The organism is Rothia sp. QJM3NY_36 (assembly GCF_056173115.1).
The window spans coordinates 2,152,250-2,176,940 of the sequence record NZ_CM149658.1; the positions used below are offsets into that span (position 1 = coordinate 2,152,250).

At 71.9% G+C, this 24,691-nt stretch carries 23 protein-coding genes; 12 read left to right on the forward strand and 11 right to left on the reverse strand.

Going from position 1 to position 24,691, the window contains the following annotated elements; translation table 11 throughout:
- The first annotated feature begins 12 nt into the window (after positions 1-12).
- Positions 13-903 carry an MBL fold metallo-hydrolase gene (locus AC0VXQ_RS09600; RefSeq protein ID WP_224799593.1) on the forward strand — a complete coding sequence of 297 codons (891 nt, stop codon included), beginning with the start codon at positions 13-15 and terminating at the stop codon, positions 901-903.
- Here AC0VXQ_RS09600 and AC0VXQ_RS09605 read toward each other — a convergent pair.
- Positions 893-1,669, reverse strand: a complete 777-nt coding sequence (locus tag AC0VXQ_RS09605) for a queuosine precursor transporter (RefSeq protein WP_081047775.1) — start codon at positions 1,667-1,669, stop codon at positions 893-895. The genes AC0VXQ_RS09600 and AC0VXQ_RS09605 overlap by 11 nt on opposite strands.
- A gap of 101 nt (positions 1,670-1,770) precedes the next feature.
- Here AC0VXQ_RS09605 and AC0VXQ_RS09610 point away from each other — a divergent pair, with 101 nt between their 5' ends.
- The gene (locus tag AC0VXQ_RS09610) at positions 1,771-2,583 is read left to right on the forward strand and encodes a hydroxymethylpyrimidine/phosphomethylpyrimidine kinase (RefSeq protein ID WP_224799592.1); all 813 of its coding nucleotides are present in this window, start codon (positions 1,771-1,773) and stop codon (positions 2,581-2,583) included.
- A 15-nt stretch (positions 2,584-2,598) separates the two neighbouring features.
- Here AC0VXQ_RS09610 and AC0VXQ_RS09615 read toward each other — a convergent pair whose 3' ends face one another.
- The 4 genes from AC0VXQ_RS09615 to AC0VXQ_RS09630 all read right to left on the reverse strand — a co-directional run bounded on the left by AC0VXQ_RS09615 (position 2,599) and on the right by AC0VXQ_RS09630 (position 6,126).
- Positions 2,599-3,294 carry a TetR/AcrR family transcriptional regulator gene (locus tag AC0VXQ_RS09615; RefSeq protein WP_058731799.1) on the reverse strand — a complete coding sequence of 232 codons (696 nt, stop codon included), beginning with the start codon at positions 3,292-3,294 and terminating at the stop codon, positions 2,599-2,601.
- A 36-nt stretch (positions 3,295-3,330) separates the two neighbouring features.
- Positions 3,331-3,657: a type II toxin-antitoxin system VapB family antitoxin gene (locus tag AC0VXQ_RS09620; RefSeq protein ID WP_058731800.1), complete on the reverse strand. Its 327-nt coding sequence runs from the start codon at positions 3,655-3,657 to the stop codon at positions 3,331-3,333.
- 40 nt (positions 3,658-3,697) lie between these two features.
- Complete coding sequence (locus AC0VXQ_RS09625; RefSeq protein ID WP_224799679.1) at positions 3,698-5,359, reverse strand: MDR family MFS transporter; 1,662 nt, start codon at positions 5,357-5,359, stop codon at positions 3,698-3,700.
- Positions 5,360-5,472: 113 nt separating this feature from the next.
- A complete protein-coding gene (locus tag AC0VXQ_RS09630; RefSeq protein ID WP_058731801.1) occupies positions 5,473-6,126 on the reverse strand; it encodes a TetR family transcriptional regulator in 654 nt (217 codons plus the stop codon).
- A gap of 288 nt (positions 6,127-6,414) precedes the next feature.
- Here AC0VXQ_RS09630 and AC0VXQ_RS09635 point away from each other — a divergent pair, with 288 nt between their 5' ends.
- Entirely contained in the window at positions 6,415-7,146 is a 732-nt protein-coding gene (locus AC0VXQ_RS09635; RefSeq protein ID WP_196826118.1) for an HNH endonuclease family protein, read from the forward strand.
- Between the two features lie 118 nt (positions 7,147-7,264).
- Here the strand turns inward: AC0VXQ_RS09635 and AC0VXQ_RS09640 are convergent, their stop codons facing one another.
- Positions 7,265-8,077, reverse strand: coding sequence for a carbon-nitrogen hydrolase family protein (locus AC0VXQ_RS09640; RefSeq protein WP_058730402.1), 813 nt, complete (start codon positions 8,075-8,077; stop codon positions 7,265-7,267).
- 272 nt (positions 8,078-8,349) lie between these two features.
- Between AC0VXQ_RS09640 and AC0VXQ_RS09645 the strand changes: the two genes are divergently transcribed.
- Both AC0VXQ_RS09645 and AC0VXQ_RS09650 read left to right on the forward strand, forming a co-directional pair.
- Positions 8,350-9,501: a hypothetical protein gene (locus AC0VXQ_RS09645; RefSeq protein WP_058730401.1), complete on the forward strand. Its 1,152-nt coding sequence runs from the start codon at positions 8,350-8,352 to the stop codon at positions 9,499-9,501.
- On the forward strand, positions 9,498-10,928 hold the full coding sequence (locus tag AC0VXQ_RS09650) for a lipopolysaccharide biosynthesis protein (RefSeq protein WP_058730400.1): 1,431 nt from the start codon (positions 9,498-9,500) through the stop codon (positions 10,926-10,928). The genes AC0VXQ_RS09645 and AC0VXQ_RS09650 overlap by 4 nt, the downstream gene beginning before the upstream one ends.
- Before the next feature lie 33 nt (positions 10,929-10,961).
- On the opposite strand, the gene AC0VXQ_RS09655 is transcribed toward AC0VXQ_RS09650, so the two are convergent.
- Together AC0VXQ_RS09655 and serS are read right to left on the reverse strand one after the other, a co-directional pair.
- Entirely contained in the window at positions 10,962-11,783 is an 822-nt protein-coding gene (locus AC0VXQ_RS09655; RefSeq protein ID WP_224799591.1) for an HAD family hydrolase, read from the reverse strand.
- Positions 11,780-13,114, reverse strand: a complete 1,335-nt coding sequence (gene serS, locus AC0VXQ_RS09660) for a serine--tRNA ligase (protein ID WP_224799590.1) — start codon at positions 13,112-13,114, stop codon at positions 11,780-11,782. The genes AC0VXQ_RS09655 and serS overlap by 4 nt, the downstream gene beginning before the upstream one ends.
- Before the next feature lie 133 nt (positions 13,115-13,247).
- On the opposite strand from serS, the gene AC0VXQ_RS09665 reads away from it, so the two are divergent.
- On the forward strand, positions 13,248-14,306 hold the full coding sequence (locus AC0VXQ_RS09665) for a diacylglycerol/lipid kinase family protein (protein WP_224799589.1): 1,059 nt from the start codon (positions 13,248-13,250) through the stop codon (positions 14,304-14,306).
- A gap of 101 nt (positions 14,307-14,407) precedes the next feature.
- Positions 14,408-16,108 carry a D-lactate dehydrogenase gene (gene dld, locus AC0VXQ_RS09670; protein ID WP_224799588.1) on the forward strand — a complete coding sequence of 567 codons (1,701 nt, stop codon included), beginning with the start codon at positions 14,408-14,410 and terminating at the stop codon, positions 16,106-16,108.
- A gap of 19 nt (positions 16,109-16,127) precedes the next feature.
- On the opposite strand, the gene pheA is transcribed toward dld, so the two are convergent.
- Both pheA and AC0VXQ_RS09680 read right to left on the reverse strand, forming a co-directional pair.
- A complete protein-coding gene (gene pheA, locus AC0VXQ_RS09675) occupies positions 16,128-17,069 on the reverse strand; it encodes a prephenate dehydratase (protein WP_061225698.1) in 942 nt (313 codons plus the stop codon).
- 2 nt (positions 17,070-17,071) lie between these two features.
- A complete protein-coding gene (locus AC0VXQ_RS09680) occupies positions 17,072-17,395 on the reverse strand; it encodes a rhodanese-like domain-containing protein (protein WP_058730396.1) in 324 nt (107 codons plus the stop codon).
- Positions 17,396-17,563: 168 nt separating this feature from the next.
- Here AC0VXQ_RS09680 and hutG point away from each other — a divergent pair, with 168 nt between their 5' ends.
- Entirely contained in the window at positions 17,564-18,676 is a 1,113-nt protein-coding gene (gene hutG / locus AC0VXQ_RS09685; protein WP_475528558.1) for a formimidoylglutamase, read from the forward strand.
- 9 nt (positions 18,677-18,685) lie between these two features.
- Positions 18,686-20,320, forward strand: a complete 1,635-nt coding sequence (gene pgm, locus AC0VXQ_RS09690) for a phosphoglucomutase (alpha-D-glucose-1,6-bisphosphate-dependent) (protein ID WP_475528560.1) — start codon at positions 18,686-18,688, stop codon at positions 20,318-20,320.
- 3 nt (positions 20,321-20,323) lie between these two features.
- Here the strand turns inward: pgm and AC0VXQ_RS09695 are convergent, their stop codons facing one another.
- A complete protein-coding gene (locus tag AC0VXQ_RS09695; RefSeq protein WP_224799586.1) occupies positions 20,324-20,887 on the reverse strand; it encodes a DUF4190 domain-containing protein in 564 nt (187 codons plus the stop codon).
- Between the two features lie 504 nt (positions 20,888-21,391).
- Between AC0VXQ_RS09695 and AC0VXQ_RS09700 the strand changes: the two genes are divergently transcribed.
- Genes AC0VXQ_RS09700 through AC0VXQ_RS09710 form a run of 3 tightly spaced genes read left to right on the forward strand, consistent with a single transcriptional unit; the run spans position 21,392 to position 24,636 of the window.
- Entirely contained in the window at positions 21,392-21,745 is a 354-nt protein-coding gene (locus AC0VXQ_RS09700) for a hypothetical protein (protein WP_058730391.1), read from the forward strand.
- Positions 21,746-21,791: 46 nt separating this feature from the next.
- The gene (locus tag AC0VXQ_RS09705) at positions 21,792-23,267 is read left to right on the forward strand and encodes a peptide MFS transporter (RefSeq protein WP_224799585.1); all 1,476 of its coding nucleotides are present in this window, start codon (positions 21,792-21,794) and stop codon (positions 23,265-23,267) included.
- 16 nt (positions 23,268-23,283) lie between these two features.
- On the forward strand, positions 23,284-24,636 hold the full coding sequence (locus AC0VXQ_RS09710) for a uracil-xanthine permease family protein (protein WP_064725302.1): 1,353 nt from the start codon (positions 23,284-23,286) through the stop codon (positions 24,634-24,636).
- Positions 24,637-24,691 lie beyond the last annotated feature (55 nt).

The window sequence follows — 24,691 nt, forward strand, 5'->3', positions numbered from 1 at the left end:
GGACTGGACCCCATGGACGTCACGCCCTCCCCCGACCCCGGGCACGACGCCGTCGGGCCCGGCGGCCCCCAGCCCGGCGGCACGGCCGCGCCCGGCTGGGTCCGCACCAGCGGGCACACGGCCTGCCTGCGCGCGCCCAATCCGGGGCCGATGACCCTGGAGGGCACCAACACGTACGTGGTCGGGGATCTTCCGCGGGACTGGCCGGGAGACGGCTCCCGGCCGGGCGTCATCGTGGTGGACCCGGGCCCGGAGGACCCGGAGCACCTGCGCCGCCTGACCGAGCGGACGCGGGTGGAGCTGATCCTGCTGACCCACCGGCACGCGGATCACGCCGCGGGCGCCCCCGCCCTGCACGCGATGACCGGTGCCCCGGTGCGCGCGGCGGAGCCCTCCCTGTGCCGCAAGGGCCCGCCCCTGGAGGACGGGGAGGTGGTCGGCGCGGCGGAGCAGGAGCTGCTGGTGCTGGGCACGCCGGGGCACACGGCGGATTCGGTGTGCCTGCGCCTGGATGCCGATTCGGTGATGTTCACCGGGGATACGGTGCTGGGCCGCGGCTCGACCATGCTGGACTACCCGGACGGCGCCCTGGAGCCGTACATCGACTCCCTGCGGGATCTGCTGGAGCAGCGCGAGCACACTGTGCTGCCCGGACACGGGGCGTCGGGCGGGGACCTGCACGCCCGGTGCGAGGCGCTGCTGGAGCACCGGCTGGACCGGTTCGAGGCGCTGCAGGAGCTGCTGCGGGAGACCGACGACGACATCGGGCCCTCCGCCTCCGCGCTGGCTCGGCGGATCTACCCGGGGGTTCCCGACGCTGCCCGGGCGGCGGCCGTCAAGACCCTCAAGGCCCAGCTGGCCCACCTGGTGGAGCTGGGCGCGATCGCCGGGTTCAGCGAGTAGCGGGCCCCGCCGCGGCGTCGTCCTCCACGCGCGGGTAGGTGGGCTCGTGGCGCTTGAACCAGGCGATGGTCGGGTAGGTGATGGGCAGGATGATGACCTCCACCGCGCACTTGTACACGTAGCCCACGAGCACGTAGTTGAGGAAGTCCGCGGGCTCGGTGATCCCCAGGATGGGGGCGGCCACGGTGCAGAAGATCAGGGTGTCCGCCAGCTCCCCCACCAGGGTGGAGCCGATCAGGCGCACCCACATCCACCGCTCGCCGGTGGCCCGCTTGATCAGGGCCATCACCCAGGCGTTGAGCAGCTGCCCCACCAGGAACCCGGCCAGGGAGCCGGCGAGGATCCTCGGGACCGGGCCCAGCACGGATTCGAAGGCCGCCTGGTTCTCGTAGAAGTCCGCGGCGGGCAGGATGATGACGATCCAGAAGCACAGGCTCGCGAACGCCCCGGCGAGGAAGCTGGTGATGATCGCCCGTCGAGCGGAGCGGAAGCCGTACACCTCGGTGACCACATCGCCCAGCACGTAGGCCAGGGGGAAGAGGAAGAAGCCGCCGTCGGTGATGATGGGGCCGAAGGCCACACCCTTGGTGGCCCCGATGTTGGACAGGATCAGCAGCACGCAGTACAGCGCGAGCAGCAGGTCGAAGTAGGTGCGCGGCCGTCGGGCGTAGCGCGGGGCGGGGGCGGAGTGCGGCACGGGAGGCTCCTGAGTGCGAGGAGGGGACGACGATGACGCGGCCCGCCTGCCACCCGGGCCGCACAGCATCCTACCCACCCCTGCCCCATCCTCACCCCTCCCCTGCCTCCGCAAAACGGGAGATGCGGTGGGGTGCGGCGGATGGGGTGACCCGTGCCATCATGGGGTGCATGACTACCTCGCAGACCCCCATCGCCATGACCATCGCGGGTTCGGAAGCCACCGGCGGCGCCGGTGCGCAGGCGGACCTGAAGACCTTCCAGGCCCTCGGGGTCTACGGGTGCCTGGCCCTGACCTGCATCGTCTCCTTCGACCCGAAGAACGGCTGGGCCCACCGGCTGACCCCCGTGGACCAGCAGACTCTTCAGGATCAGCTGGAGGTCAACACCACCGTCTACGACCTCGACGCCGTGAAGATCGGGATGCTCGGCTCCCCGGACACCATCGCCACCGTCGCCGAGGTGCTCACCGAGCAGAAGCCGCGCCGGATCGTGCTGGATCCGGTGCTGATCTGCAAGGGACAGGAGCCCGGCGCCGCCCTGGACACCGACGAGGCGCTGAAGGCGAAGATCCTGCCGCTGGCGGACTTCGTGACCCCCAACCACTTCGAGTCCCTGTCCCTGTCCGGGCTCGAGGCGATCGACACCGTCGAGGACCTGGAGAAGGCCGCGCGGATCATCCACGAGCGCTCCGGGGCGGCCGTGCTCGCCAAGGGCGGGGTGCGCCTGGACGGGGACGACGCCGTGGACGTGTTCTACGACGGGCAGACCACCGAGGTGCTCTCCGCTCCGAAGATCGGCGAGGTCCAGGTGGCCGGTGCCGGCTGCTCCCTGGCGGCCGCGGTGACCGCGGAGCTCGCGCAGGGCCGCACCCCGCTGGAGGCGGCGCGGGCCGCGAAGGACTTCGTGACCCGCGGCATCGAGGCCCGGATCTCCTCCCACGCCCCGTTCGACTCGCTGCGCCAGATCAACCGGCTCGCCTGAGCGGGCACGCGCAGGTCAGGAGGCCACGGAGCGCAGGCGGGGCGCCTCGTCCTCCGCGGTCTCCTGCGCTTGCGGGACCCGGTGGGTGGGGACGGGGCGGCCCTCGGCGTCGAAGGAGGCGCCCAGGCCCAGCTGGATGAAGCGGATGGTGTTCCCGATGCGGGTCTCCCGGGCGGCCTCGTCCTCGGCGCGCCCGCGATCCGCGGCGGAGGACAGCGAGCCGTGCACCAGCTGCGCCATCTCGCGGATGTCCGACTCCGGCAGGTACCCCTGGTCGATGCCGGCGCGCAGGATCTGGGCGAGCACCGCCTGCAGCTCCCCGACGTGGTGGCCCAGCTTCTCGAAGGACTCCGGTGAGAGCACCGAGCGCATCGCCGGGCCCGGAGGCAGGTGGCGGCGGGACATGTCCTCGATCTGCATCCGCACGTACACGGCCAGCTGATCCACCGGGTTGGTCACGGTGGCCAGCTCGGTGCGCAGATCCCCGATGAACCGCTCGGTCTCATCCAGGGCGTAGGCCACCAGCAGCTCACCCATGTCCGCGAAGTAGTTGTACACGGCCGTGCGCCCGATCCCGGCGTTCCTGGCCACGTGGGTCATGGTCAGGCCGGTCAGCCCGTTGGTGTAGAGGAGCTCGCCGAAGGAGGCCAGGATGGCGTTCTTGGTGTTCTCCCGCTGGGCGGCGTTGGTCGCGGCGCTGATTCGAGGCATGCTGACATCATACGGGCAGGTGTCACCAAAAGACAGTCATGACGACGCCGCGTCGCCATCCGCGGTCGCATCCAGGTCCAGGACGCGGGCGTACATGACCTGCCGATGCTGCAGCGCGGTGCGCAGGGCCCGGTGCACCCCGTCCTCCAGGTACAGCCGACCCCGCCACCGGACCACGTGCGGGAACAGGTCCCCGTAGAAGGTGGAGTCCTCATCCAGCAGGGTGCCCAGGTCCAGGGTGCGCTGCGTGGTGATCAGCCGGTCCAGGCGCACCTGCTGCGGCGGGATGGTCCCCCACTGCCGGGGCCCGTCGTACCCGTGGTCCGGGTACGGGCGGGAATCACCGACGGCGTGGAAGATCATGCCCCCATGATCCCACGGGCACCCCCGAGGACCCGGGATCTCACGAGCGGATCGGGATCATGCCGGTCTCCGGCAGCGGGATCTCCCCGGTGTGCGGGTGGCGCCGCTCGGCCTCCTCCTCGGAAGCCTCCTCCCGTCGCTCCTCCTGCGCTCCGGCAGCCGCGGTGGTCCCGGAGGCCGCGACCGTGGTGGCCAGGTCCTTCTCCACGACGAACAGCAGCACCAGCGCCGCGGCGATCCCCAGCGGCATGATCCACAGGAAGATCGGGATCAGGGCGTCGCTGTACGCCCCGATGATCACCTCGCGCACCGGATCCGGCAGGGACTGCACCACCGAGGGGGTCAGCGAGTTGGTGGAACCGAGGCTCGTGGCCTGCCCCTGCTGCCGGGCCGCGGCCAGCACCGGGGCCAGGCGATCCGCCAGCAGATCCTTCAGCCGGGCCGTGAACAGCCCGCCCACCAGGGCCGAGCCCACCGTGGCGCCCACCTGGCGGAAGAAGTTGGCCCCCGCCGTCGCCGTGCCGACCATGCTCACCGGGAAGCTGTTCTGCACCACCAGGGTCAGCAGCTGCATGGACATCCCCAGGCCCAGACCCACCACGGCCAGGGCCAGGCAGATCAGGTATGTGGCGGTGTCCGTGGCCAGGCGCGAGAGGCAGAACAGCCCGGCCGCGATCAGCAGGGAGCCGGCCACCATGAAGGCCTTGTATCGGCCCAGCTTGGACACCAGCGCCCCCACGGTCACCGAGGTCACCAGCATCGTGCCCATCATCGGGATCATCAGCAGGCCGGCCTGGGTCGCGTCCACCCCCAGCACCATCTGCAGGTAGGTGGGCATGTACCCGATCGCCCCGAACATCGCGATGCCCATGCACAGCCCCGCCACGGTGGTCAGCACGAAGTTGCGGTCCCGGAACAGCGCCATCGGCATCACCGGCTCGGCCGCGCGCAGCTCGACCGGCACGAACAGCGCCGCCGCCACGACGACGGCGCCCAGCAGCCCCAGGATGGTCGGGGAGTTCCAGGCGTACTGGTTCCCGCCCCACGTCATCGCCAGCACCAGGCAGGCGGTGGCCGCGGCCAGCAGGGCCATGCCCAGGACGTCGATGCGCGCCCGGCGCGTGCGCGCCCCCGCGTTGGTGTGCGGGATGAGGAACACGGCCGCGGCCAGGGCCAGCGCGCCCAGGGGCACGTTCATCCAGAAGCCCCAGCGCCAGCCCGGGCCCTCGGTCAGCCACCCGCCCAGCAGGGGCCCGGCCACGGAGGAGAACGCGAACACGCCCATCAGGGCTCCCATGTACTTGCCGCGCTCGCGCGCCGGGATGACATCGGCGATCACCGCCTGGGACAGGATCATCAGGCCGCCGCCGCCCAGACCCTGCAGCCCACGGGAGACGATCAGCCCCGTCATCGACTCCGCGAGCGCACCGGTCACGGACCCGGCCGTGAAGGCGAGGATCGCGAAGATCAGCAGGGGCTTGCGGCCCCAGAGGTCCCCGAGCTTGCCGTAGATCGGCATCATGATCGTGGAGACCAGGATGAACGCGGTGATCACCCAGGACATGTGCTCCACCCCGTCCAGCTCCCCGACGATGGTGGGCAGGGCCGGGGAGAGCACGGTCTGGTTCAGCGAGGACATCAGCATGATCAGCATCAGCCCGATGAACAGCAGCAGGATGCTGGGGGCCGGGGCGGGATCGATGGCCCCGCCGGGCTCGGACGACGTGGCCGACTCGGCTGCCGACGACGGCGCGGGGGCGGTCTGCGGGGTGGAGGCCCGGCCGGGGCGCGCGTGACGCGGGGTGTAGGTGGTGGTCAACGTTCCTCCTGGAGGATCTGAGAGAAGAGGGCGGCGGAGCGGGCGATCTGGGCGTCGGCCTCGTCGATCTCCCGTCCCGCACCGAAGTCGATGTGGCGCAGGATCGCCGCGGAGAGCAGGACCAGGGCCCGGACGCGGCGCACCTGCTCCGGGTCGGGCTCGGCGTCGGGCTCGGTGCGGGGCACGAGCTCTCCCCGCTCGGCGTAGGCGGCCCAGTCCATGCCCAGCAGGAACTGCTGCAGGGCCTGCTCGCAGCGCAGCATGTGGATCTTCATCCGCTGGCGCAGCTCCGGCAGCTCGCGGATGACCTCGCGCGACGCCGCGGCGGCTTCCGGGGACATGGACCCGCGCAGCACCCGCAGGAAGATCTGCGCGGCGTAGGCCGGCAGAGCGCTCTTCGCGGGGTGGGGCACGGTGCGCAGCAGCTGCTCGCTCATCTGCGGTTCGCGCAGCCCGAGGACGGCGTCCTCCTTGCTGGGGAAGTAGTTGAAGAAGGTCCGGGTGGAGACCCCCGCCTGCTCGGCGATGGACTCCGCGGTGGTGCCCTTCAGGCCCTTGGCGCGCGCCTGCTCGGCGGCGGCGGCGTGGATGGCCTCCCAGGTGCGGGTCCGGCGGCGCTCGCGCAGCGACGGCGATTCGTTTTCTTGCACTACTGCATCTTATGCACTGATGCAGTATCTGCACGAGTGCATCTTCTATGGGATCGGTCACCGGATCCGCCGGCGGGTCCGTCAGAGGGCAACGCCGACGGGCGGCGGTGGGCGACGCGGGGCGGCGGGCGGGTCCGTCGGCGGACGGCGGGCGGGTCGGGCCGAGGGCGGCGGTGGCAGAATGGTGCGCCGTCGTCCTCCCCGGCCTCACTTCCCCACCGTCCCAGGAGTCCCGTGTCCCCGCGCCGTTCCCGCCGATCCCGCAGCCGTCCCCGCCCGCGCGTGCGGATGAGCACCCGCACCCGGTTCATCGTCACCGTGGTCGCGGTGGTGGTGCTCGCCGTCGTCGGGCTGGGCACCCGCGGGCTGGATCTGTTCCGCGGCGAGGACGGATCCGCAGATCGGTCGGGCGCGACCGCATCCCGGGCGGCCGGCCCCCTGCCCGCGGGCCTCACCGCGCAGCAGGCCCTGGATTCCCTGGAGACCAAGGGCAAGGCCGCCCGGACCGGGTACTCCCGGGACGCCTTCGGCGCGCGGTGGGCGGATGTGGACCACAACGGCTGCGACACCCGCAACGACATCCTCGCCCGGGACCTGACCCAGACCACCCTGCGCCCCGGGACCTGCAAGGTGGCCACCGGGGTGCTACAGGATCCGTACACGGGTCGGCGCATCGACTTCACCGCGGGGGCTCAGACCAGCGCGGCAGTGCAGATCGACCACGTCGTCGCCCTGTCCGACGCGTGGCAGACCGGCGCCCAGCAGCTGTCCACCGCGGACCGCATGGCCCTGGCCAACGACCCTCTGAACCTGCTGGCCGTGGACGGGCCCGCCAACAACGGCAAGTCCGACGGCGACGCCGCGACCTGGCTGCCCGAGCAGAAGTCCTTCCGCTGCGAGTACGTGGCCCGGCAGGCCGGGGTCAAGCGCAAGTACGACCTGTGGGTGACCCGTGCCGAGCGGGCCGCGATGCAGCGGGTCCTGGACACCTGCCCCGGCCAGCGCATCCCCACCCGGTAACCCGCCCGGCCCGCTCCACTGGGTTTCGGGCCGGGTTCGTCGCTTCGGGACGGGTTATTCCGGTCCCGAAACGACGAACCCGTCCCGAATCGATCTGATCAGGGCCGGGCCGGGCCGGTCAGTAGCCCAGGCGGGCGTTCTCCAGCACGGGCATAGCCTGCCGGGCCCGGGGCACCACGTCCAGATCCAGATCCACGATCTCCAGGTGCTCCCCGCCGTCCAGCTGCGCCAGGGCTTCTCCGAACGGGTCCGCGACGACGGAGTGCCCCACACCCGTGGGCGCGCCCTCCGGCACCGCGGCGCCGGTGACGGCCGGGTCCGCCTGGCCCACCGCGAGCACGATCGTGTTGCTGTCCAGGGCACGGGCCCGAGTCAGGATCTCCCACTGCCGGACCTTGCCCTCGCCGGCACCCCAGGAGGCCGCACACACGATGACCTCGGCCCCGGCGCGAGAGAGCTCAGCGAACAGCTTGGGGAAGCGCACGTCGTAGCACAGGGCCAGCCCCACCCGGTGCCCGGCGACGCTGAGCACCACGGGCTCCCGACCCGCAGCCACGGTGTCCGACTCGCGGAACCCGAAGGCGTCGTAGAGGTGGATCTTCGCGTAGTCGAAGCGCTCGCCCTCGGGGGTGTACGCCGCCAGCACGTTGCGCACCCGGGGGCTACCGGACCCGGCCGGAGCCTCCTCGAACTCCCCCGCCACGATGGTGATCTCCCGCTCGGCGGCCAGCCACATCAGCTCGGTCTTCCAGTGCTCGGCATGCTCCCGGGCCGCACCCAGCAGGTCGTGGCCGAACCCGATCATCGTGGCTTCCGGGAAGACGACGAGCTGCGCACCGGCGGCCGCGGCGCGCTCGGTGTGCTCGCGGACCAGGGCGAGGTTCCCCGCGACGTCGGCGGTGGTGCTGATCTGGGCGATGGCGGCTCTCATGCCTCCACCCTGCCACGTCCGTCCGGGACCCGCGCACAGGGGCCGGGACCGGCCCCCGAGGCATGACGCCCGGGACTGGATCCCCGGGCCGGGCAGCGGGCACGGCACAGAATCCGCACAGCGACCCTCCGATAGACTCGCCCGAGGCGCACCGATGCCCGCACCCCGGTTACGCCCGGGCCGCAGACCCCCACGGGCGGCCCCGGAGCGCCTCCGGGGCGGACGCGGAAGCACCCGGACCATCGCACCCCATTCGCACCAGGACACACACTGTGGACATCCAGAACCACTTCTACGGCCACTCCGCCGCCTACGCCGCCCACGCGGGCCTGTCGGCACCACGCCACATCGCCGGTCTGGTGCAGCACGGGTGGACGCCCACCTCCCCGGTGCGCAGCCACTTCACGGAGCTGGCCTCCGCCGCACCAGCCGGAGGGCTGTTCGTGTGGTCCCACGGTTCCCGGGCCTGGGATCCCGCACGGGATGAGGAGGAGACCGGATACCGGAGCACAGCCATCGGGGCGCCGTTCCTGTACCTGGCGGACCAGGTGCGCGCCCGCGGGGCGATGCCGGAGCGCACGATCCCCACCGTCGTCGTCCCCTTCCACGGCTCCAAGATCTTCCAGCTGGAAGGCGACCAGTCCGTGTACGCCCGCCAGGTCTACGAGAAGGAGGGCCCGGCCGTGGTCTGCCTCCACGTGGATGACATGGAGCACGAGGAGATCGTGCGCGCCTGGACCGACGCCGGGCACCGGGTGACCACCTGCGGTCAGCGCCGGGACCCGGAGTTCCTCTCCCGCAACCTGTGGCTGCTGGCCTCCGCACGCAAGGTGGTCACCAACCGGGTGGCCACGGCCTCGTTCTACGCCGCAGCCCTGGGCACCCCCGTGCACACCTACGGGCCCTTCTACTCCGTGCGCAACGCCGCCGCGACGGATCCTGACGAGGCCGCGATGCGCGCCATGTTCCCGGAGTTCTTCGCCGAGCAGCCGGACCAGGAGGCGCTGCGGCGGATCGCCGAGGTGGAGCTCGGCCGCCCCTGGATGCGCCGCCCCGAGGAGCTGACGCGCCTGCTCGGCTGGGACGGGTCCACCCTGCGCCCGGCGCTGCAGTACTGGCTGACCGGGCCGGTGGACAAGGCCCTGAAGGTCCTGGGACTGCGGACCAGCGCGGTCACGACCCCGCAGAGCCCCACCCACGACGGGCAGGCATCGGACCCGACCCCCGCTCCGGCGGTCCCGAACCGGACGGAGCCGAACGCGGGCGGGGAGCCGGCGGAGCCGAGCGCCGGCCCGAAGCCGCACCCCCTGGCGTTCCTGCGCCACCCGCTGCAGCATCTGCCCGAGCGCCTGCCCCGGAGCACCTACCCGCACGCCGTGGCGCCTGGCATTGAGGACGCCCCGGCGGGGAGCCGCCGGGCATGAGCCGCACCCCGCCCTGGGCCGAGCCCGCCCCGGAGCCCGCCGAACCCCTCGGCGTCCCGGGCCCGGTGGGTCCCGTCCAGCCGTCGAGCCCGCAGCCCCGGACCGCGCAGACCACCCCCGTCGGGTCCCCGCGCCGGGGCCTCCCCCCGCGGGTGGTGCCGTACCTGTACCTCATCGCCTCGGCGGTGCAGGGCATGGCCGCGGTGCTCGTGCAGCCGTTCTCCATCCACCTGTTCGGCGGGGTCCGCTCCCCCGGGTGGAACTCCGCCTCCTTCGCGATCTCGGTGATGCAGGTGGGCCTCGTCGCCTTCTCCGCGGGCTTCCCGCTGGCCATCACCCGCGCCTGGCTGGAACCCGGCGACGGTCCCCGCAACGCCCGAGCGATCAACGGCTTCAACGTGCTGCTCGCGGTGCTCGGCGGCGCCCTCGGACTCGGCATCGCCGCCCTGGCCGGCGCCCCTGCCTACCTGCTGGCCTCGATCTGGTCTATGGCGGCCCTGGCCGTCGTGGTCGCCGCCCAGGCCCAGCTGCGCGCCCAGGCCCGCCCCCTGACCTTCGCGGCCCTGGCCGCCGGCTCCTCGCTGATCGCCCACCTGTTCGGTCTCACCGCCATCGCCCTGTTCGGCGCCCATGCCGCGGTGTTCATGGGCGGCTTCGCCGTCTCCACGACCCTCACGGCCCTCGCCGGGATCCTCCTGACCCGCCCCACCGCACCGCAGAGGGCATGGGGTGCGGTGAAGACAGCGGTGGTGGCCGGGGCGCCCCTGCTGCCGCACTCCTTCGCGATCATCCTGCTGATGCAGGGCGACTCCATCCTGCTCAAGCGCCTGGCCTCCCCCGGGGAGACCGGGGTCTACCTGGCCGCGCTCGTCTTCGCCCAGGGGCCCATCGCGGTGCTGGCCGGACTGAACAACGCCTGGTCCGCGACCGTCCTGAAGGCCTCCCACGGGGACCCGGCCGAGTTCGAGCGGATCTCCCGGTCCACCCTGCGCACCGCGACCCGGCTCGGAGCGCTGATGGCGGTGCTCGGGTCCATCGGCGCGCCCCTGGGGATCCTCGTGCTGGCCCAGGGCAACCCGGACACCACCCGCGTGGCCGTCGTCCTGCCGGTGCTGGGCATCGGCTACGCCCTGTACCTGGTCTCCACCAACATCCTGTTCGGGCGGCTGCGCACCACCGCGTTCTACTGGGTGACCCCGGCCGTCGTCGTGCTCGCCGCCGCGGCCGCCGCCTGGCCGGCCTCCCGCGACGCCCTGGTGGGGGTCGCGTGGGCGAAGGTCGCGGCCTTCACTCTGCTGGGTCTGGCCTATGCGTGGAACGCCCGCAAGGACGTCGCTCTGCCGATGCTGCGCACCGTGGGGCTGGTGGCCGCAGCGGGGCTCGTCGCCGCCGCAGTCCTCGCCGTCTACACGCTGCTGCTGGCCTGAACCGGGCACCGGGACCAGCCCCGGCCCACCCACTCAGTCCAGCAGGGATTCCAGGACGACGGCCGCGCCGTCCTCGTACACGCTGGGCGCCACCTCGTCGGCCACCGCCCGCACGCCCTGCGCGGCCTGGCCCATCGCGACCCCGCGCCCGGCCCACGTGAGCATCTCGACGTCGTTGAAGCCGTCCCCCACCGCGACGGTGCGCTCGCGCGGGATGCCCAGCCGCGAGCGGATCTGCTCCAGCGCGGAGGCCTTGGACACCCCGTGCGCGGCCACATCCAGCCACGGCGTCCACCCCACCGCGTAGGCGACCCCGTGCAGCCCGGCCCGCTCGATCGCCTCGGTGAAGTCCTCCAGGTCCAGCTCCTCGGAGAAGACCACCACGCGCACCGCGGACATGCTCGCCAGCTCCTCGAAACCCACCACCCGGGCGGGCGCGCCGAAGCTGGCGTCGTGCACCGGGACCGTGGACCAGAACGCCCCCTCGGCGGTCTCCAGGGCGAAGCGAGCCCCCGGCACGGCCTCGCGCAGGGTGCGCAGGGCCGGTTCGGGGCGGAACTCGGCGGCGTCGATCACCGCGTACCCGCCGGGGGCCTCGGCGTCGATGCGCAGGGTGATCCCGCCGTTGGAGGCCACCGCGTAGCCGCGGGTGATCCCCGCCAGCTCCACCACGGGCAGGGCCGCGGCCCGGGAGCGCCCGGTGGCGATGACCACGTGGTGTCCGGCCGCGACCACCGCCTGCACGGCCCGGCGCACCCGGGCGGACATCGCGCCGTCGTGATCCACCAGGGTGCCGTCCACGTCCAGGGCCACCAGGTGGGGTCCCGACGCCGGGCTTCGGGGCGCGGAGGTCACCGGCTCCCGGCCTCGCGCACCGCCGGGATGACCTCCAGGCCGCCCAGGTAGGGGCGCAGCGCCTCCGGGATGCGCACGGAGCCGTCCGCCTGCTGATGGGTCTCCAGGATCGCCACCAGCCAGCGGGTCGTGGCGAGGGTCCCGTTGAGGGTCGCGACCATGCGGGTCCCGCCCTTCTTCCCCTCCGCGCCCTCGGGGGTGCGCTCGCGGATGTTCAGGCGCCGGGCCTGGTAGGTGGTGCAGTTGGAGGTGGAGGTCAGCTCGCGGTACGTGCCCTGGGTGGGCACCCACGCCTCGCAGTCGAACTTGCGGGCCGCGGAGGAGCCGAGGTCCCCGGCGGCGGTGTCGATGACGCGGTAGGACAGCTCGCACAGGCCGAGCATCTCCTCCTCCCAGGCGAGCATCTGCGCGTGCATCGCCTCGGCGTCCTCCACCCGGGCGTAGACGAACATCTCCGCTTTGTTGAACTGGTGCACGCGGATGATGCCGCGGGTGTCCTTGCCCGCGGACCCGGCTTCGCGCCGGTAGCAGGTGGACCAGCCCAGGTACTTCAGGGGCCCGTCGGACAGGTCGATGATCTCGTCCGCGTGGTACCCGGCGATCGCGACCTCGGAGGTGCCCACCAGGTAGAGGTCATCGCGCTCGAGGCGGTAGATCTCGTCGTCGTGCTTGACGTTGAATCCGGTGCCGGCCATGGTCTCCGGGCGCACCAGGGTGGGGGTGGTCAGCATCGTGAAGCCGCGGCGGGTCGCGTAGTCCAGGGCCATGCTCAGCAGGGCCTGCTCCAGGCGGGCCACGTGGCCCTTGAGGAAGTAGAAGCGGGCCCCGGAGACCTTGGCGCCGCGACCCATGTCGATGCCGTCCACGATCTCGCCAATCTCCAGGTGGTCCCGGGGGGCGAAGCCCTCAGCCTCGAAGTCCCGCGGCTGCCCGACGGTCCTGACGACCTCGAAGTCCTCCTCGCCGCCGGTGGGCACCCCGTCGATGATGAGGTTCTCCATGCGGGAGGTCAGCTCGTCCTGGTCCCGCTGGGCCTGCTCGGCGCGGGCCTCTGCCTCCTTGACCTGACCGGCCAGCTGGGCCGCCTGGGCCTTGGCCTGCTCGAAGGCGCCCTGCTGGGAGGGGTCCTTCTTCGCGGCCCCGGCGAGCCGGCCGATGTCCTTGCTGGCGGCCTTCTGCTCGGCGCGCAGGGACTCGAACTCGCTGATGGCCTGCCGACGGGAGGCGTCGGCCTCCAGGATGCGGTCCACCAGCTCGACGTCCGCCTGGCGGGCGCGCTGGGAGGCTCGGAAGAGGTCGGGGTTCTCACGCAGAAGACTGAGGTCGATCACGCCCCCAACCTACCGCACGGCCGTCCGCGTCGAGCGGCCTCCCCCGGGGCCGGCTCTGCCGCTCTCGGCGACAGGTCCCGCCGGCGAGGGGCAGGCCACCCCTTCCGCTCGCTCCTCACGTAGCCTGGGAGACATGACTCGACCTTCCAGGCTCCTGGCCGCCGCGGGCCTCGCCGTGTTCGGCGGCGCCGCGGCCGCCAGCATCACCGCGGCCTGGCTGCGCAGCTCCCCCCTGCCCCCGGCGATCGCCGCACCGGACCGCCCCCCGCTCACGCCGGGGCCCCCGCGGCGGGTCGGCGTCGTCGTCAATCCGGCCAAGCACGGGGCGCGGGAGGCCCTCGACGTCGTGCGATCGTCGCTGCGCCGGGCCGGCTGGGAGAAGCCCCGGGTCTACGAGACCACCGTGGAGGACCCCGGTGCCGGTCAGGTGAGCGCAGCCCTGGCCGACGGGTGCGAGCTCGTGCTGGCCATGGGCGGGGACGGCACCGTGCGCCAGGTCGCCGCGGAGCTGGCGGGAACCGAGAAGACCCTCGGCATCGTCCCCCTGGGCACCGGGAACCTGCTGGCCCGCAACCTGGAGCTGCCCTTCACCGACCCGGCCGGCTGCGTGCAGATCGCCCTGCACGGGCACCCGCACCGCATCGACCTCATCGGCATCCGCGCCGAGCTGGCCGAGGGGGAGGCAGTGCGGCAGCGCTTCACCGTGATGGGCGGGGCCGGATTCGACGCCCAGATCATGACCGACACCCGGGATCGCCTGAAAGCCCGCATCGGCTGGATCGCGTACGTGGAGGCCGGGATGCGCAACCTCGTGGCCCGCCGCCACTCCGTGAGCATCACCGTGGACGACGCCGCCCCCGTGCACCGCAAGACCCGCTCGGTGATCGTCGCCAACACCGGGGACCTCACCGCCGGGATCCGCCTGGCCGAGGCCTCCCGGCTGGACGACGCCCGCCTGGAGGCCATCGTGCTCACCCCCCGCAGCCTGCTGGACTGGGCCGCCCTGACCTGGCAGGTGATCTCCCGACGCCGCGGGCTGCTGCCGGTGATCGAGCACCTGCACGGGCGGCGGGTGCACGTGGACTTCCTGCACCACCCGCAGCCCATGGAGGTGGACGGGGACTACGTGGGCGAGGTCCGCGCCTTCACCGCCGAGGTCCAGCCCGGGGTGCTGCGGGTGCAGACCACCTGAACCGGCCCCGCGCACGGCGTCAGGACGTCATCGGGCGCCACCCGGCCGGGCGGAGGACTACGCTGGACGCGCATTCGCCGCCACCGTCGAAAGGAATCCCCGTGGGCACCCCGTCCGCCGCCGCCGCGCTCGAGCAGTTCCGCAGCATCATGGGCACCCAGCACGTGCTCACCTCCGAACGCCGCACCGCCCCCTATGCCCGCGGCAACCGCTACGGGTCCGGGAAGGTGCTGGCCGTGCTCAGGCCCGGCACCCTCGTCCAGATGTGGCAGGCCCTGCAGGTCTGCCTGGACCACGACATCGCCATCATCAACCAGGCCGCCAACACCGGGGTCACGGGCGGGTCTTCCCCTGCCGCGCAGGACTACGACCGCGACCTCGTGATCATCTCCACCCTGCGGATCAACCAGATCCACCTGATCAACGACAACCGCGAGGCCGTATGCCTGGCCGGGTCCACCCTCTACGAGCTGACCGCCAAGCTCACCCCGCTGGGCCGGGAGCCGCACTCGGTGATCGGCTCCAGCTCCATCGGCGCCTCCGTGGTCGGCGGCATCGCCAACAACTCCGGCGGCTCCCAGGTCCGCAAGGGGCCCGCCTACACCGAGCACGCCCTGTTCGCCCGGGTGGACGAGCACGGGAAGGCGCACCTGGTCAACCACCTCGGCATCGAACTGGGCGAGGACCCCGAGCACGTCCTGGAGCGCGCCCAGCGCGGGGACTGGGACCCGGCGTCGGTCACCGCCCCGCCGGAGGACACCACCGGCACCGACTACGCCGAGCACGTCCGGCAGATCACGGACACCCCGGCCCGGTACAACGCCAACCCCAAGTTCCTCTTCGAGGCCTCCGGCAGCGCCGGCAAGCTGATGATCTTCGCCGTGCGGGTGCGCACCTTCCCCCTGGAGAAGGACACCGCGACCTTCTACATCGGCACGGACAGCCCCAAGACCCTGGAGGACCTGCGCCGGGAGATCCTCACCTCGGACCGGCGCCTGCCGATCTCCGGGGAGTACCTGGGCCGGGAGTCCTTCGACATGGCCCGGAAGTACGGCAAGGACACCTACGTGGCCCTGAAGTACGCCGGCAGCCGCACCCAAGTGCGGATGTTCGCCCTGAAGAACTGGGCCAACGGGGTGTTCGCCAAGCTGCCCGGCTTCGGCCCGACGACGGCGGACACCATCGCCCAGAAGCTGTTCGCCCTGCTGCCCGAGCAGGTCCCCGAGCGCCTGCGCGCCTTCCGCGACCGGTGGGAGCACCACCTGATCCTGGTGGTCAGCCACGACCAGCGGGAGGAGACCCAGCAGATGCTCACCGGGTTCTTCGCCCAGGACGGGCACGACGGCGGGTTCTTCCTGTGCGACCCCGCCGAGGCCGAGGCGGCCATGCTGCTGCGCTTCGGCGTGGCCAGCGCGACCAACCGGATGTTCAACCTGCGCCGGGAGGAGTTCTCCGACTTCGCGAGCCTGGACGTGGCCCTGCGCCGGGACGACGAGGACTGGCTGGCGCAGATGCCGGAGGAGATCACCAAGGACATCGCGGAGAGCTGCTACCTCAGCCACTTCCTGTGCCACGTGGTGCACGCGGACCACATCATCCGCAAGGGGGTGGACGCCCCCACGGTGAAGCAGAAGATGGTGGACTTCCTCGAGGCCCGCGGGGCGGTGCTGCCGGCCGAGCACAACTACGGCCGTGTCTACCACGCCCCGGACAGCCTCGTGGAGCACTACAGGTCCCTGGACCCGTGCAACGTGTTCAACCCCGGGGTGGCGATGACCTCCCCGAAGCGCAACTGGGCGTAGCCGTCGGCCGGGTCGCGGCTCAGGCTCGCTCCGGGGCCGCGCCCATCAGCCCGGCCACCCAGCGGTCCGCGGCGTCGAAGGCGGCATCCGCGTGGTGGGCATCCACCGCGGGTGCCGCCCCGTCGGCCCGCGGGTAGGAGCCCAGGAACACCACCCCCGGGGAGATCCGGTGCAGCCCGCGCAGCGCGTTGCGCATCCGCGCGTCGGCCAGGTGCCCCTCCGCGTCCACGGAGAAGAAGTACCGGCCCAGGGCCTCCCCCGTGGGCCGGGACTCGATGCGGGAGAGGTTGACCCCGCGGGCCGTGAACTGCTCCAGCAGCTCCATCAGCGCCCCGGGGCGATCCGCGGGCAGCGGGATCATCAGGGTGGTCTTGTCCGCGCCGGTGCGCTCCGGCAGCGGGAAGGCCGCCGGGGCCACCAGGACGAAGCGGGTGACGGCGGTGGAGATGTCCCCGATGTCCTCGGCCAGCACCGCCAGCTCCGGGTGCTGCTCCAGCACCACCGGGGAGCAGACCGCGGCCTGGTACCCGGGGGACTCCGCGCCCAGCAGGGCCAGGGCGGCGGCCGCGGTGGACCCGGCCGGGAGGTAGTCGGCCTCCGGCAGGTGGGCGTGCATCCACCCGCGCACCTGCGCCCAGGCGTGGGAGTGGGTGGACACGGTGCGCACCTGCTCCAGACGGGTGCCGGGGGCGCCGACCAGCACGAAGCGGATGGGCACCAGCACCTCGCGGATGATCCGCAGGTCCGCCCCGGCCGCGATCGCGTCCAGGGTGGCGGTGACCCCGCCCTCCACGGAGTTCTCGATCGGCACCATCGCCGCGTCGACCTCCCCGGCGCGCACCGCGGCCAGGGCCGCCGGCACCGACGGCGACGGCGCGCGCTCGGCGTCGGGCGCGTCCTCCACGGACAGCAGGGCGGCCTCGGTGAAAGTTCCCTCCGGACCCAGGAACGCGTACCTCACGGTCAGCGGACCTGCGGGTCCTGGCCGTTCTCGGAGACCATGGGATACTCGGCGTCCTGCCACGCCCCCATGCCGCCGCGCACGTTGATCGCGTCGAAGCCGTTCTGGTTCAGGTACTCGGTGGCCTTCAGCGAGCGCCCGCCGGAGCGGCAGATGACGTAGACGTCCTCGTCCAGGGGGATCTCGCCGTAGCGGGCGGGGATGTCCGCCAGGGGCAGGTGCTGGGCCCGCTCGATGTGCCCCTCCTCCCACTCGTAGTCCTCGCGGACGTCGAGGATCTTGGCGTCCTCGGGGATCTCCTCCACGCTCACGCTGGGAATGTCCACGGTGCGCTCCTTCGCTGCTCGGCCGGCTCGGATTCCGCCGCCCAATCTACCCGGGGCCCGTCCCGCGCGGGAGGGCACTTGCGCCGGACCGCCCCCGGGTGTTGTCTGTAACGCGAGATATGGTTCACACCTCAGCGGGTGCGGGCCGCGGCAGAGAGGAACCCCAGCATGAGCACCACCCCGTGGCAGGGCCGCGACGACGGCCCCGGCGCCATCCACACCCGCTGGCACCACATGGTCTACGCCGGGCAGAAGGAGACCGGGGAGGAGGCGCAGAGCCTCGCGGTGCTCGGCTTCGACTCCCACGAGGGCACGATCCGCTCCCAGGGTCGGCCCGGGGCCGCGGAGGGCCCGCACCGGCTGCGCCACGCCCTGGCCCAGCTGGCCTTCCACGGGGCCAACGTGGTGCACGACCGCGGGGACATCGAGGTGGACGGGCACCACCTGGAGGAGGCGCAGGCCGAGGCCGGGCGGCGCATCGCCGAGGCGGTGCGGGATCACCGGATGACCCTGGTGCTGGGCGGGGGACACGAGACCAGCTACGCGGGGTACCTGGGTCTGGCGGCCTCCGGGCGGCTGGACGGGGTGCGCACCTGGGGCGTGGTCTCCTTCGACACCCACCTGGGCACCGCCCAGGAGCCGCAGGCCACGGCCACCACGGTGTTCGACCAGATCGCCCGGGCGGAGCGGAAGGCCGGGCGGGAGTTCCGGTACGTGGCCCTGGGCATCTCCGAGACGGACAACACCCGCGCCCGCTTCGAGAACGCGGGGCGGATCGGGGCCCGGTACCTGAAGGATGCTCAGCTGCGCGAGGCGGAGCTGCCCGGGGCCGAGGCCTGGCTGGAGGAGCGGCTGGCGGACCTGGAGGTGATCTACCTCAGCGTGGATCTGGACGTGCTGCCGGGGGAGACCGCCCCGGGGGTCAGCGCGCCGGCCACCCTGGGGGTGCCCCTGTTCGTGGTGGAGCGCCTGGCCCGCCGGGTGGCGCGCACCGGGAAGGTCGCGGTGCTCGATGTCGTCGGGCTGGTGCCGCGCCTGGACCTGGATGAGCGCACCGCCCGCGCCGGGGCCCGGCTGATCCACTGGATCACTGCCGACGGCTTCGAGCGTCCGGCCGCGGACGCCTCCTCGGAGACCGTCCGGCCCCTGCTGGCCGAGCGCCAGCGGCACCTGGACTCCGGGACCGCGGACCCCGGCGGCACCACCGCCACCACCCAGCCCGTCACCGGCCAGCCCGTCACACAGGCCGCACAGGGCACCGGCACAGCGGCGGCGCGTTAGGTTGGTCATATGAACGATCGAGCCGGAACCCCCGCACAGCCGCAGGACCTCGTGGACATCGAGGAGCTGCTCACCGCCTACCGCGAGCGCGTGCCCGACGCCGAGGACCCCGCCCAGCGGGTGGCCTTCGGCACCTCCGGGCACCGGGGTTCGGCCCTGAGCGGCTCCTTCAACGAGGCGCACATCGCCGCGATCACCCAGGCGATCGTCGAGTACCGCACCGAGCAGGGCATCGACGGGCCGCTGTTCATGGGCCGGGACACCCACGCCCTGTCCGGTCCGGCGCAGGAGACGGCCCTGGAGGTGCTGGCCGCGCACGGCGTCGTCGTGCTGCTGGACGCCCGCGACGGGTACGTGCCCACCCCGGCGCTGTCCCGAGCGATCCTGGTGCACAACGCCCGACCCGGGGCCTCCCAGGCCGACGGCATCGTGATCACCCCGAGCCACAATCCGCCCACGGACGGCGGGTTCAAGTACAACCCGCCGCACGGCGGGCCCGCCGGGGCCGAGGCCACCGGGTGGATCCAGGACCGGGCCAACGAGCTGCTGGCCGACGGGAACCGCGGGGTGCGCCGGGTGCCCTACGCCCAGGCGAAGCTGGCCGAGACCACGCAGACCTACGACTACCTGGACGCGTACGTCTCCGAGCTGCCCGAGGTGGTGGACCTGGAGGCGATCCGCAAAGCCGGGGTGCGCATCGGGGCGGACCCGATGGGCTCGGCGTCGGTGGAGTACTGGAAGGAGATCGGGCGCCGGTACGGGCTGGAGCTGACCGTGGTCAACCCGGACGTGGACCCGCAGTGGGGGTTCATGACCCTGGACTGGGACGGGAAGATCCGCATGGACTGCTCCTCCCCGCACGCGATGGCCTCGCTGATCGCCAACCGGGACTCCTACGACATCGCGACCGGCAATGACGCCGACTCGGACCGGCACGGCATCGTCACCCCGGACGCCGGGCTGATGAACCCCAACCACTTCCTGACCGTGGCCATCGACTACCTGTACCGGCACCGTCCGGAGTGGCCGGGCGACGCCGGGGTGGGCAAGACCCTGGTCTCATCCTCGATGATCGACCGGGTCGCCGAGGACCTGGGGCGCACGCTCGTGGAGGTGCCGGTGGGGTTCAAGCACTTCGTGGACGGGCTGCTGGCCGGCACCCTGGGCTTCGGCGGGGAGGAGTCCGCGGGGGCCAGCTTCCTGCGCCGGGACGGGGCCGTGTGGACCACGGACAAGGACGGGATCATCCTGGCCCTGCTGGCCTCGGAGATCCTCGCGGTCACCGGCAAGACGCCGTCGCAGCGCTACGCGGAGCTGACCGAGCGCTTCGGGGACCCCGCCTACGAGCGGATCGACGCCCCCGCGACCCGGGATCAGAAGGCCCGGCTGAAGCAGCTGAGCGCCGAGGACGTCACGGTCGAGGAGCTGGCCGGAGAGCCGATCACCGCCACACTCACCGTGGCCCCGGGCAACGGGGAGCCGCTGGGCGGGCTGAAGGTGGTCACCGAGTCCGCCTGGTTCGCCGCCCGCCCCTCCGGCACGGAGGACGTGTACAAGATCTACGCGGAGTCCTTCCGCGGCCCGGAGCACCTGCGGCAGGTGCAGGCCGAGGCCAAGCGGCTGGTGGACGGCGTCATCGGCTGAGGCTCAGCCGAACAGCACCCGCAGCGGAGCGGTGAGGCCGGCGGCGGACGGGGTGCCGGTGGGACTGTTGTGCAACGCGGTCCCCAGGATGCTGAACACGAAGATCACCGAGCCGACGATCAGCAGGACGGACAGCGCGCCGATGATGGTGGCGATCCACCCGAGCACCCGCCCGGCGGTCGCGTCCGCCCCACCCTCGCGGGCCTTCTTCGCCTGCACCAGGGCGATCGGCCCGAGGATCACGCCCAGCATGCTAACCAGCCCGACGATGCCGAGCACCAGAGCCGTCGTCGCCTGGGACTGCGCCCGCGGATCGACCGGCGGGTACGGGTAGCCGTACCCACGCGGATAGCCCCCGTGCTGCGGCTGCTGAATATGCCCCTGCCCGCAGTCGCCAGCGGGCTGGCCGTACTCACCCGGGGTCTGACTCTGGCCCGGCTGTTCCCCGTGCCGGCCGCCCCGCAAGGGGTGGTCGGGCTCGTCGCCGGTGCGGGCGGAGGCACCCTGGATCTCCGCCTGGCTGTGGTGGTCCTCGGGATGCTGGGGATCGCGGTGGTGCTCGCTCATACCCGCCACAGTATCCGCCGGACATCCCACCGGACCAGGCCTGACGCTGCCTGCGACGGAGCACGCAGGCCCCGAGGCCGATGACGATGAGCACCGGATGCTCGGCGCCGGCATCTCGTGCCGTCCCCGGGGCGAGGACCCCGCCCTGCTGCAACAGTCTCCACCCGCCACTGGAGTATGACGCGGATCATCCTCATCGGAATGAATGGGATGGAGCCGGATGAAGCACGCTGACGAAGAATCTGTCGACATCTCCAAGATGTCCATCTGGCGTTTTCGGGAGTATCGCCGATGGCTCACCCTGGGCACCTCCCATGATTTCCCCTCCGCCATCAAGCGGTTCACCTTCCCGATGCTGACCCTCATGGCGACAGGGGATCCCCTCCTCGCAGGGCTCGTGGGAACGCTGGGAGTCGCCTCCGAAGCGATCGCAGGTTTGGTCGGGGGGGTATTTCGCGGACCACCATCCCAAACTCGGTCTGATGATGCTGGCATCATCTGTCGGTGCGGTATGGACTCGTCGGATCAGCCTCCACCGGCCAGCTGGTGGAGATCCTGGATGAGCGCGTGATAGGCCGAGCCCTGGCGGCGAACCAGGGGCGTGATGCGACGATCTCCCTGACCGGCGCTCCGCTCGGCGGGTTCGCCCTCGGGCTCTCCACCGCCCTGGTCGCACCGCTGCTCCAGATCCTCGACCTGCTGGGCCTCGTCGGCCTCAGTGCGGCGGTCCTGGTGGTCCTGCTCAACAGATCGCTCCGAGGCATCCCCAGACCCGAGGACCTGAAGGAGTACGCAGTGAGTCGGGTCAGCCGGGAGGCGCACCCCCGCCGAGAGCCCGCGGGGACGACGACGTCGTAGAGTGGGGACGATCGTCCCTGACCTCGACCGAACGGTGCATGACCCCATGTCCCACACCACCACAGAACCCCGCGGCGTCGACGCCCACAATCCCAGCGGCAAGACGTTCTTCGGCCACCCCCGCATGCTCGCCAACCTCTTCTCCGTGGAGATGTGGGAGCGCTTCTCCTTCTACGGCATGCAGGCCATCCTGGTGTACTACCTGTACTACTCCGCCGCGGAAGGCGGGCTGGCCCTGGACAAGGGCGCGGCCACCGGCATCATCGGCGCCTACGGCGGCATGGTCTACCTCATGGCCATCGTCGGCGGATACCTCGGGGACAAGATCCTCGGGCCGGAGCGCACCCTGTTCTACTCGGCGATCGCCATCATGTTCGGGCACATCGCCCTGGCCCTGCTACCCGGGCTGGTCGGGGTCATCGTGGGCCTGGTGCTCATCGCCGTGGGCTCCGGGTGCCTGAAGACCAACGCCTCCGTGCTGGTCGGCTCCCTGTACGACCTCAAGGACACCCGCCGCGACGCCGGCTTCACCATCTTCTACCTCGGCGTGAACATCGGCGCCCTGGTCGGTCCGCTGCTGACCAACTGGCTGTGGGGTCTGGCAGGCTTCCACTTCGGCTTCGGCCTGGCCGCGATCGGCATGTTCGCCGGCCTCGTGCAGTACGTGGCCACCCGCAAGCGCCTGCCCGCCGAAGCCCGGGTCGTGCCCACCCCCGCCTCCGCGAAGGAGAAGGGCCTGGCCGGCGGCGCCGTCGTCGTCTTCCTGCTCCTGGTGGCCCTGATCAGCGCGACCGGCCTGCTGACCCCGGACAACATCGACAACTGGGTGATCGGACTGACCCTGGTGGGCGCCATCGCCCTGTTCGCGGTGCTGCTGACCAGCAAGCGCACCACCGCCGATGAGCACTCCCGGGTGCTCTCCTTCGTGCCGCTGTGGCTGGCCAACGTGGTGTTCTGGGCGCTGTTCCAGCAGCAGTTCACCGTCATTGCCGTGTACTCGGACACCCGCCTGGACTGGCACCTGTTCGGCATGGAGCTCAAGCCCGGCCTGGTCAACTCCATCAACCCGATCTTCATCATCGCCTTCGGCACCCTGTTCTCCGTGATGTGGACCAAGCTCGGCGAACGCCAGCCCACCACCGTCACCAAGTGGTCCTTCGGCCTGGTCGGCGCCGGCATCGCGTTCCTGATCTTCCTCACCCAGGCCGGCAAGCCCGTGGTGAGCCTGTGGTGGATCGTGCTGATCCTGTTCGTGCTCACCCTCTCCGAGCTGTCCATCTCCCCCACCGGCTCCTCCCTGGCCACCAAGCTCGCCCCGGAGGCGCACAAATCCCAGATGATGGCGCTGTTCTGGACCTCCGTGGCCATGGGCACCACCCTGTCCGGCTGGCTGGCCGGCTTCTACTCGATGGACACCGAGATCCCGTACTTCACGACCATGGGCCTGATGTCCATCGCCGCGGGTCTGCTGGTGTTCTTCGGGCGCAAGCCGATCCTGAAGCTCATGCGCGGCGTGCGCTGAGAGGCGGGAGGCAGGCATGAGCACCGCACCGCGCCCGAGCTCCTCCGGCCGCCCCGCAGCGGCCCGCCGCCTCGGCTTGGGGTGGACCCTGCACGGCGACGGGCGCACCGTCGCCCCGGGGCAGGTGGTGGGCCCGCGGGAGCGGCTGCGGTGGGGCCGCACCGTGAGCATCGGCGCCCAGCACGTGGTCGCCATGTTCGGGGCGACCTTCCTCGTCCCGCTGATCACCGGCTTCCCGCCGGCCACCACCCTGTTCTTCTCCGGGCTGGGCACCATCCTGTTCCTGCTGCTCACCGCCGGGCGGGTGCCCTCCTACCTGGGCTCCTCGTTCGCGTTCATCGCCCCCATCGGGGCGGCGAGCAACCAGTACGGTCCCGGAGGAGCCCTGGGCGGGGTGGTGATGGCCGGGGCGGCGCTGTTCGTCGTCGGGCTGATCGTGCAGTGGGCGGGCACGGACTGGCTGCAGAAGCTCATGCCGCCGCTGGTCACCGGCGCGATCGTCGCGCTGATCGGCTTCAACCTGGCGCCCTCAGCCAAGGACAACTTCATGAAGGCGCCCGTGACCGCGCTGGTCACCCTCGGCTCGATCATCCTGATCTCGGTGCTGTTCCGCGGGATGATCGGGCGGCTGTCCATCCTGCTGGGGGTGGCCATCGGGTACGTCACCGCCGTGGTGCGCGGGGAGGTGGACTTCTCCGCGATCCGCGCGACGTGGGAGGCCGAGGGGCTGATCGGGCTGCCGCACTTCCAGACCCCCGAATTCCACCTGTCCCTGGCCGGGCTGTTCATCCCGGTGATCCTGGTGCTGGTGGCGGAGAACATCGGGCACGTGAAATCCGTGGCCCTGATGACCGGGGAGAACCTGGACCGCTACGCCGGGCGCGCCATCATGGCCGACGGCCTGGCCACCACCATCGCCGGATCCGGCGGCGGCTCCGGAACCACCACCTACGCGGAGAACATCGGCGTGATGGCCGCGACCAAGGTGTACTCGACCGCCGCGTACTGGGTGGCCGCCGTCGTCGCCCTGCTGCTGTCCGTGTTCCCGGTCTTCGGCGCGGCCGTCGCGACGGTGCCGGCCGGGGTGCTCGGGGGTGCGGCGACCGTCCTGTACGGCATGATCGGGATGCTCGGCGTGCGGATCTGGGTGCAGAACCGCGTGGACTTCTCCGACCAGGTCAACCTCACCACGGCCGCCGTCGCCCTGATCGTGGGGATCGCGGACTACACGTGGGAGATCGGCGGGCTGCAGTTCGCCGGCATCGCCCTGGGCACCGGCGTCACCCTGGTGGTCTACCACCTGATGTCCGCCATCGCCCGGGCCCGCGGCACGGCGCAGCCCCAGCCCCGGGAGGAGCGCCCGGAGTAGGCGCTGGTGGGGTGGTGAGGCCGTCCCGCTGCTGCAGCGCCCCATCTGGTCACCG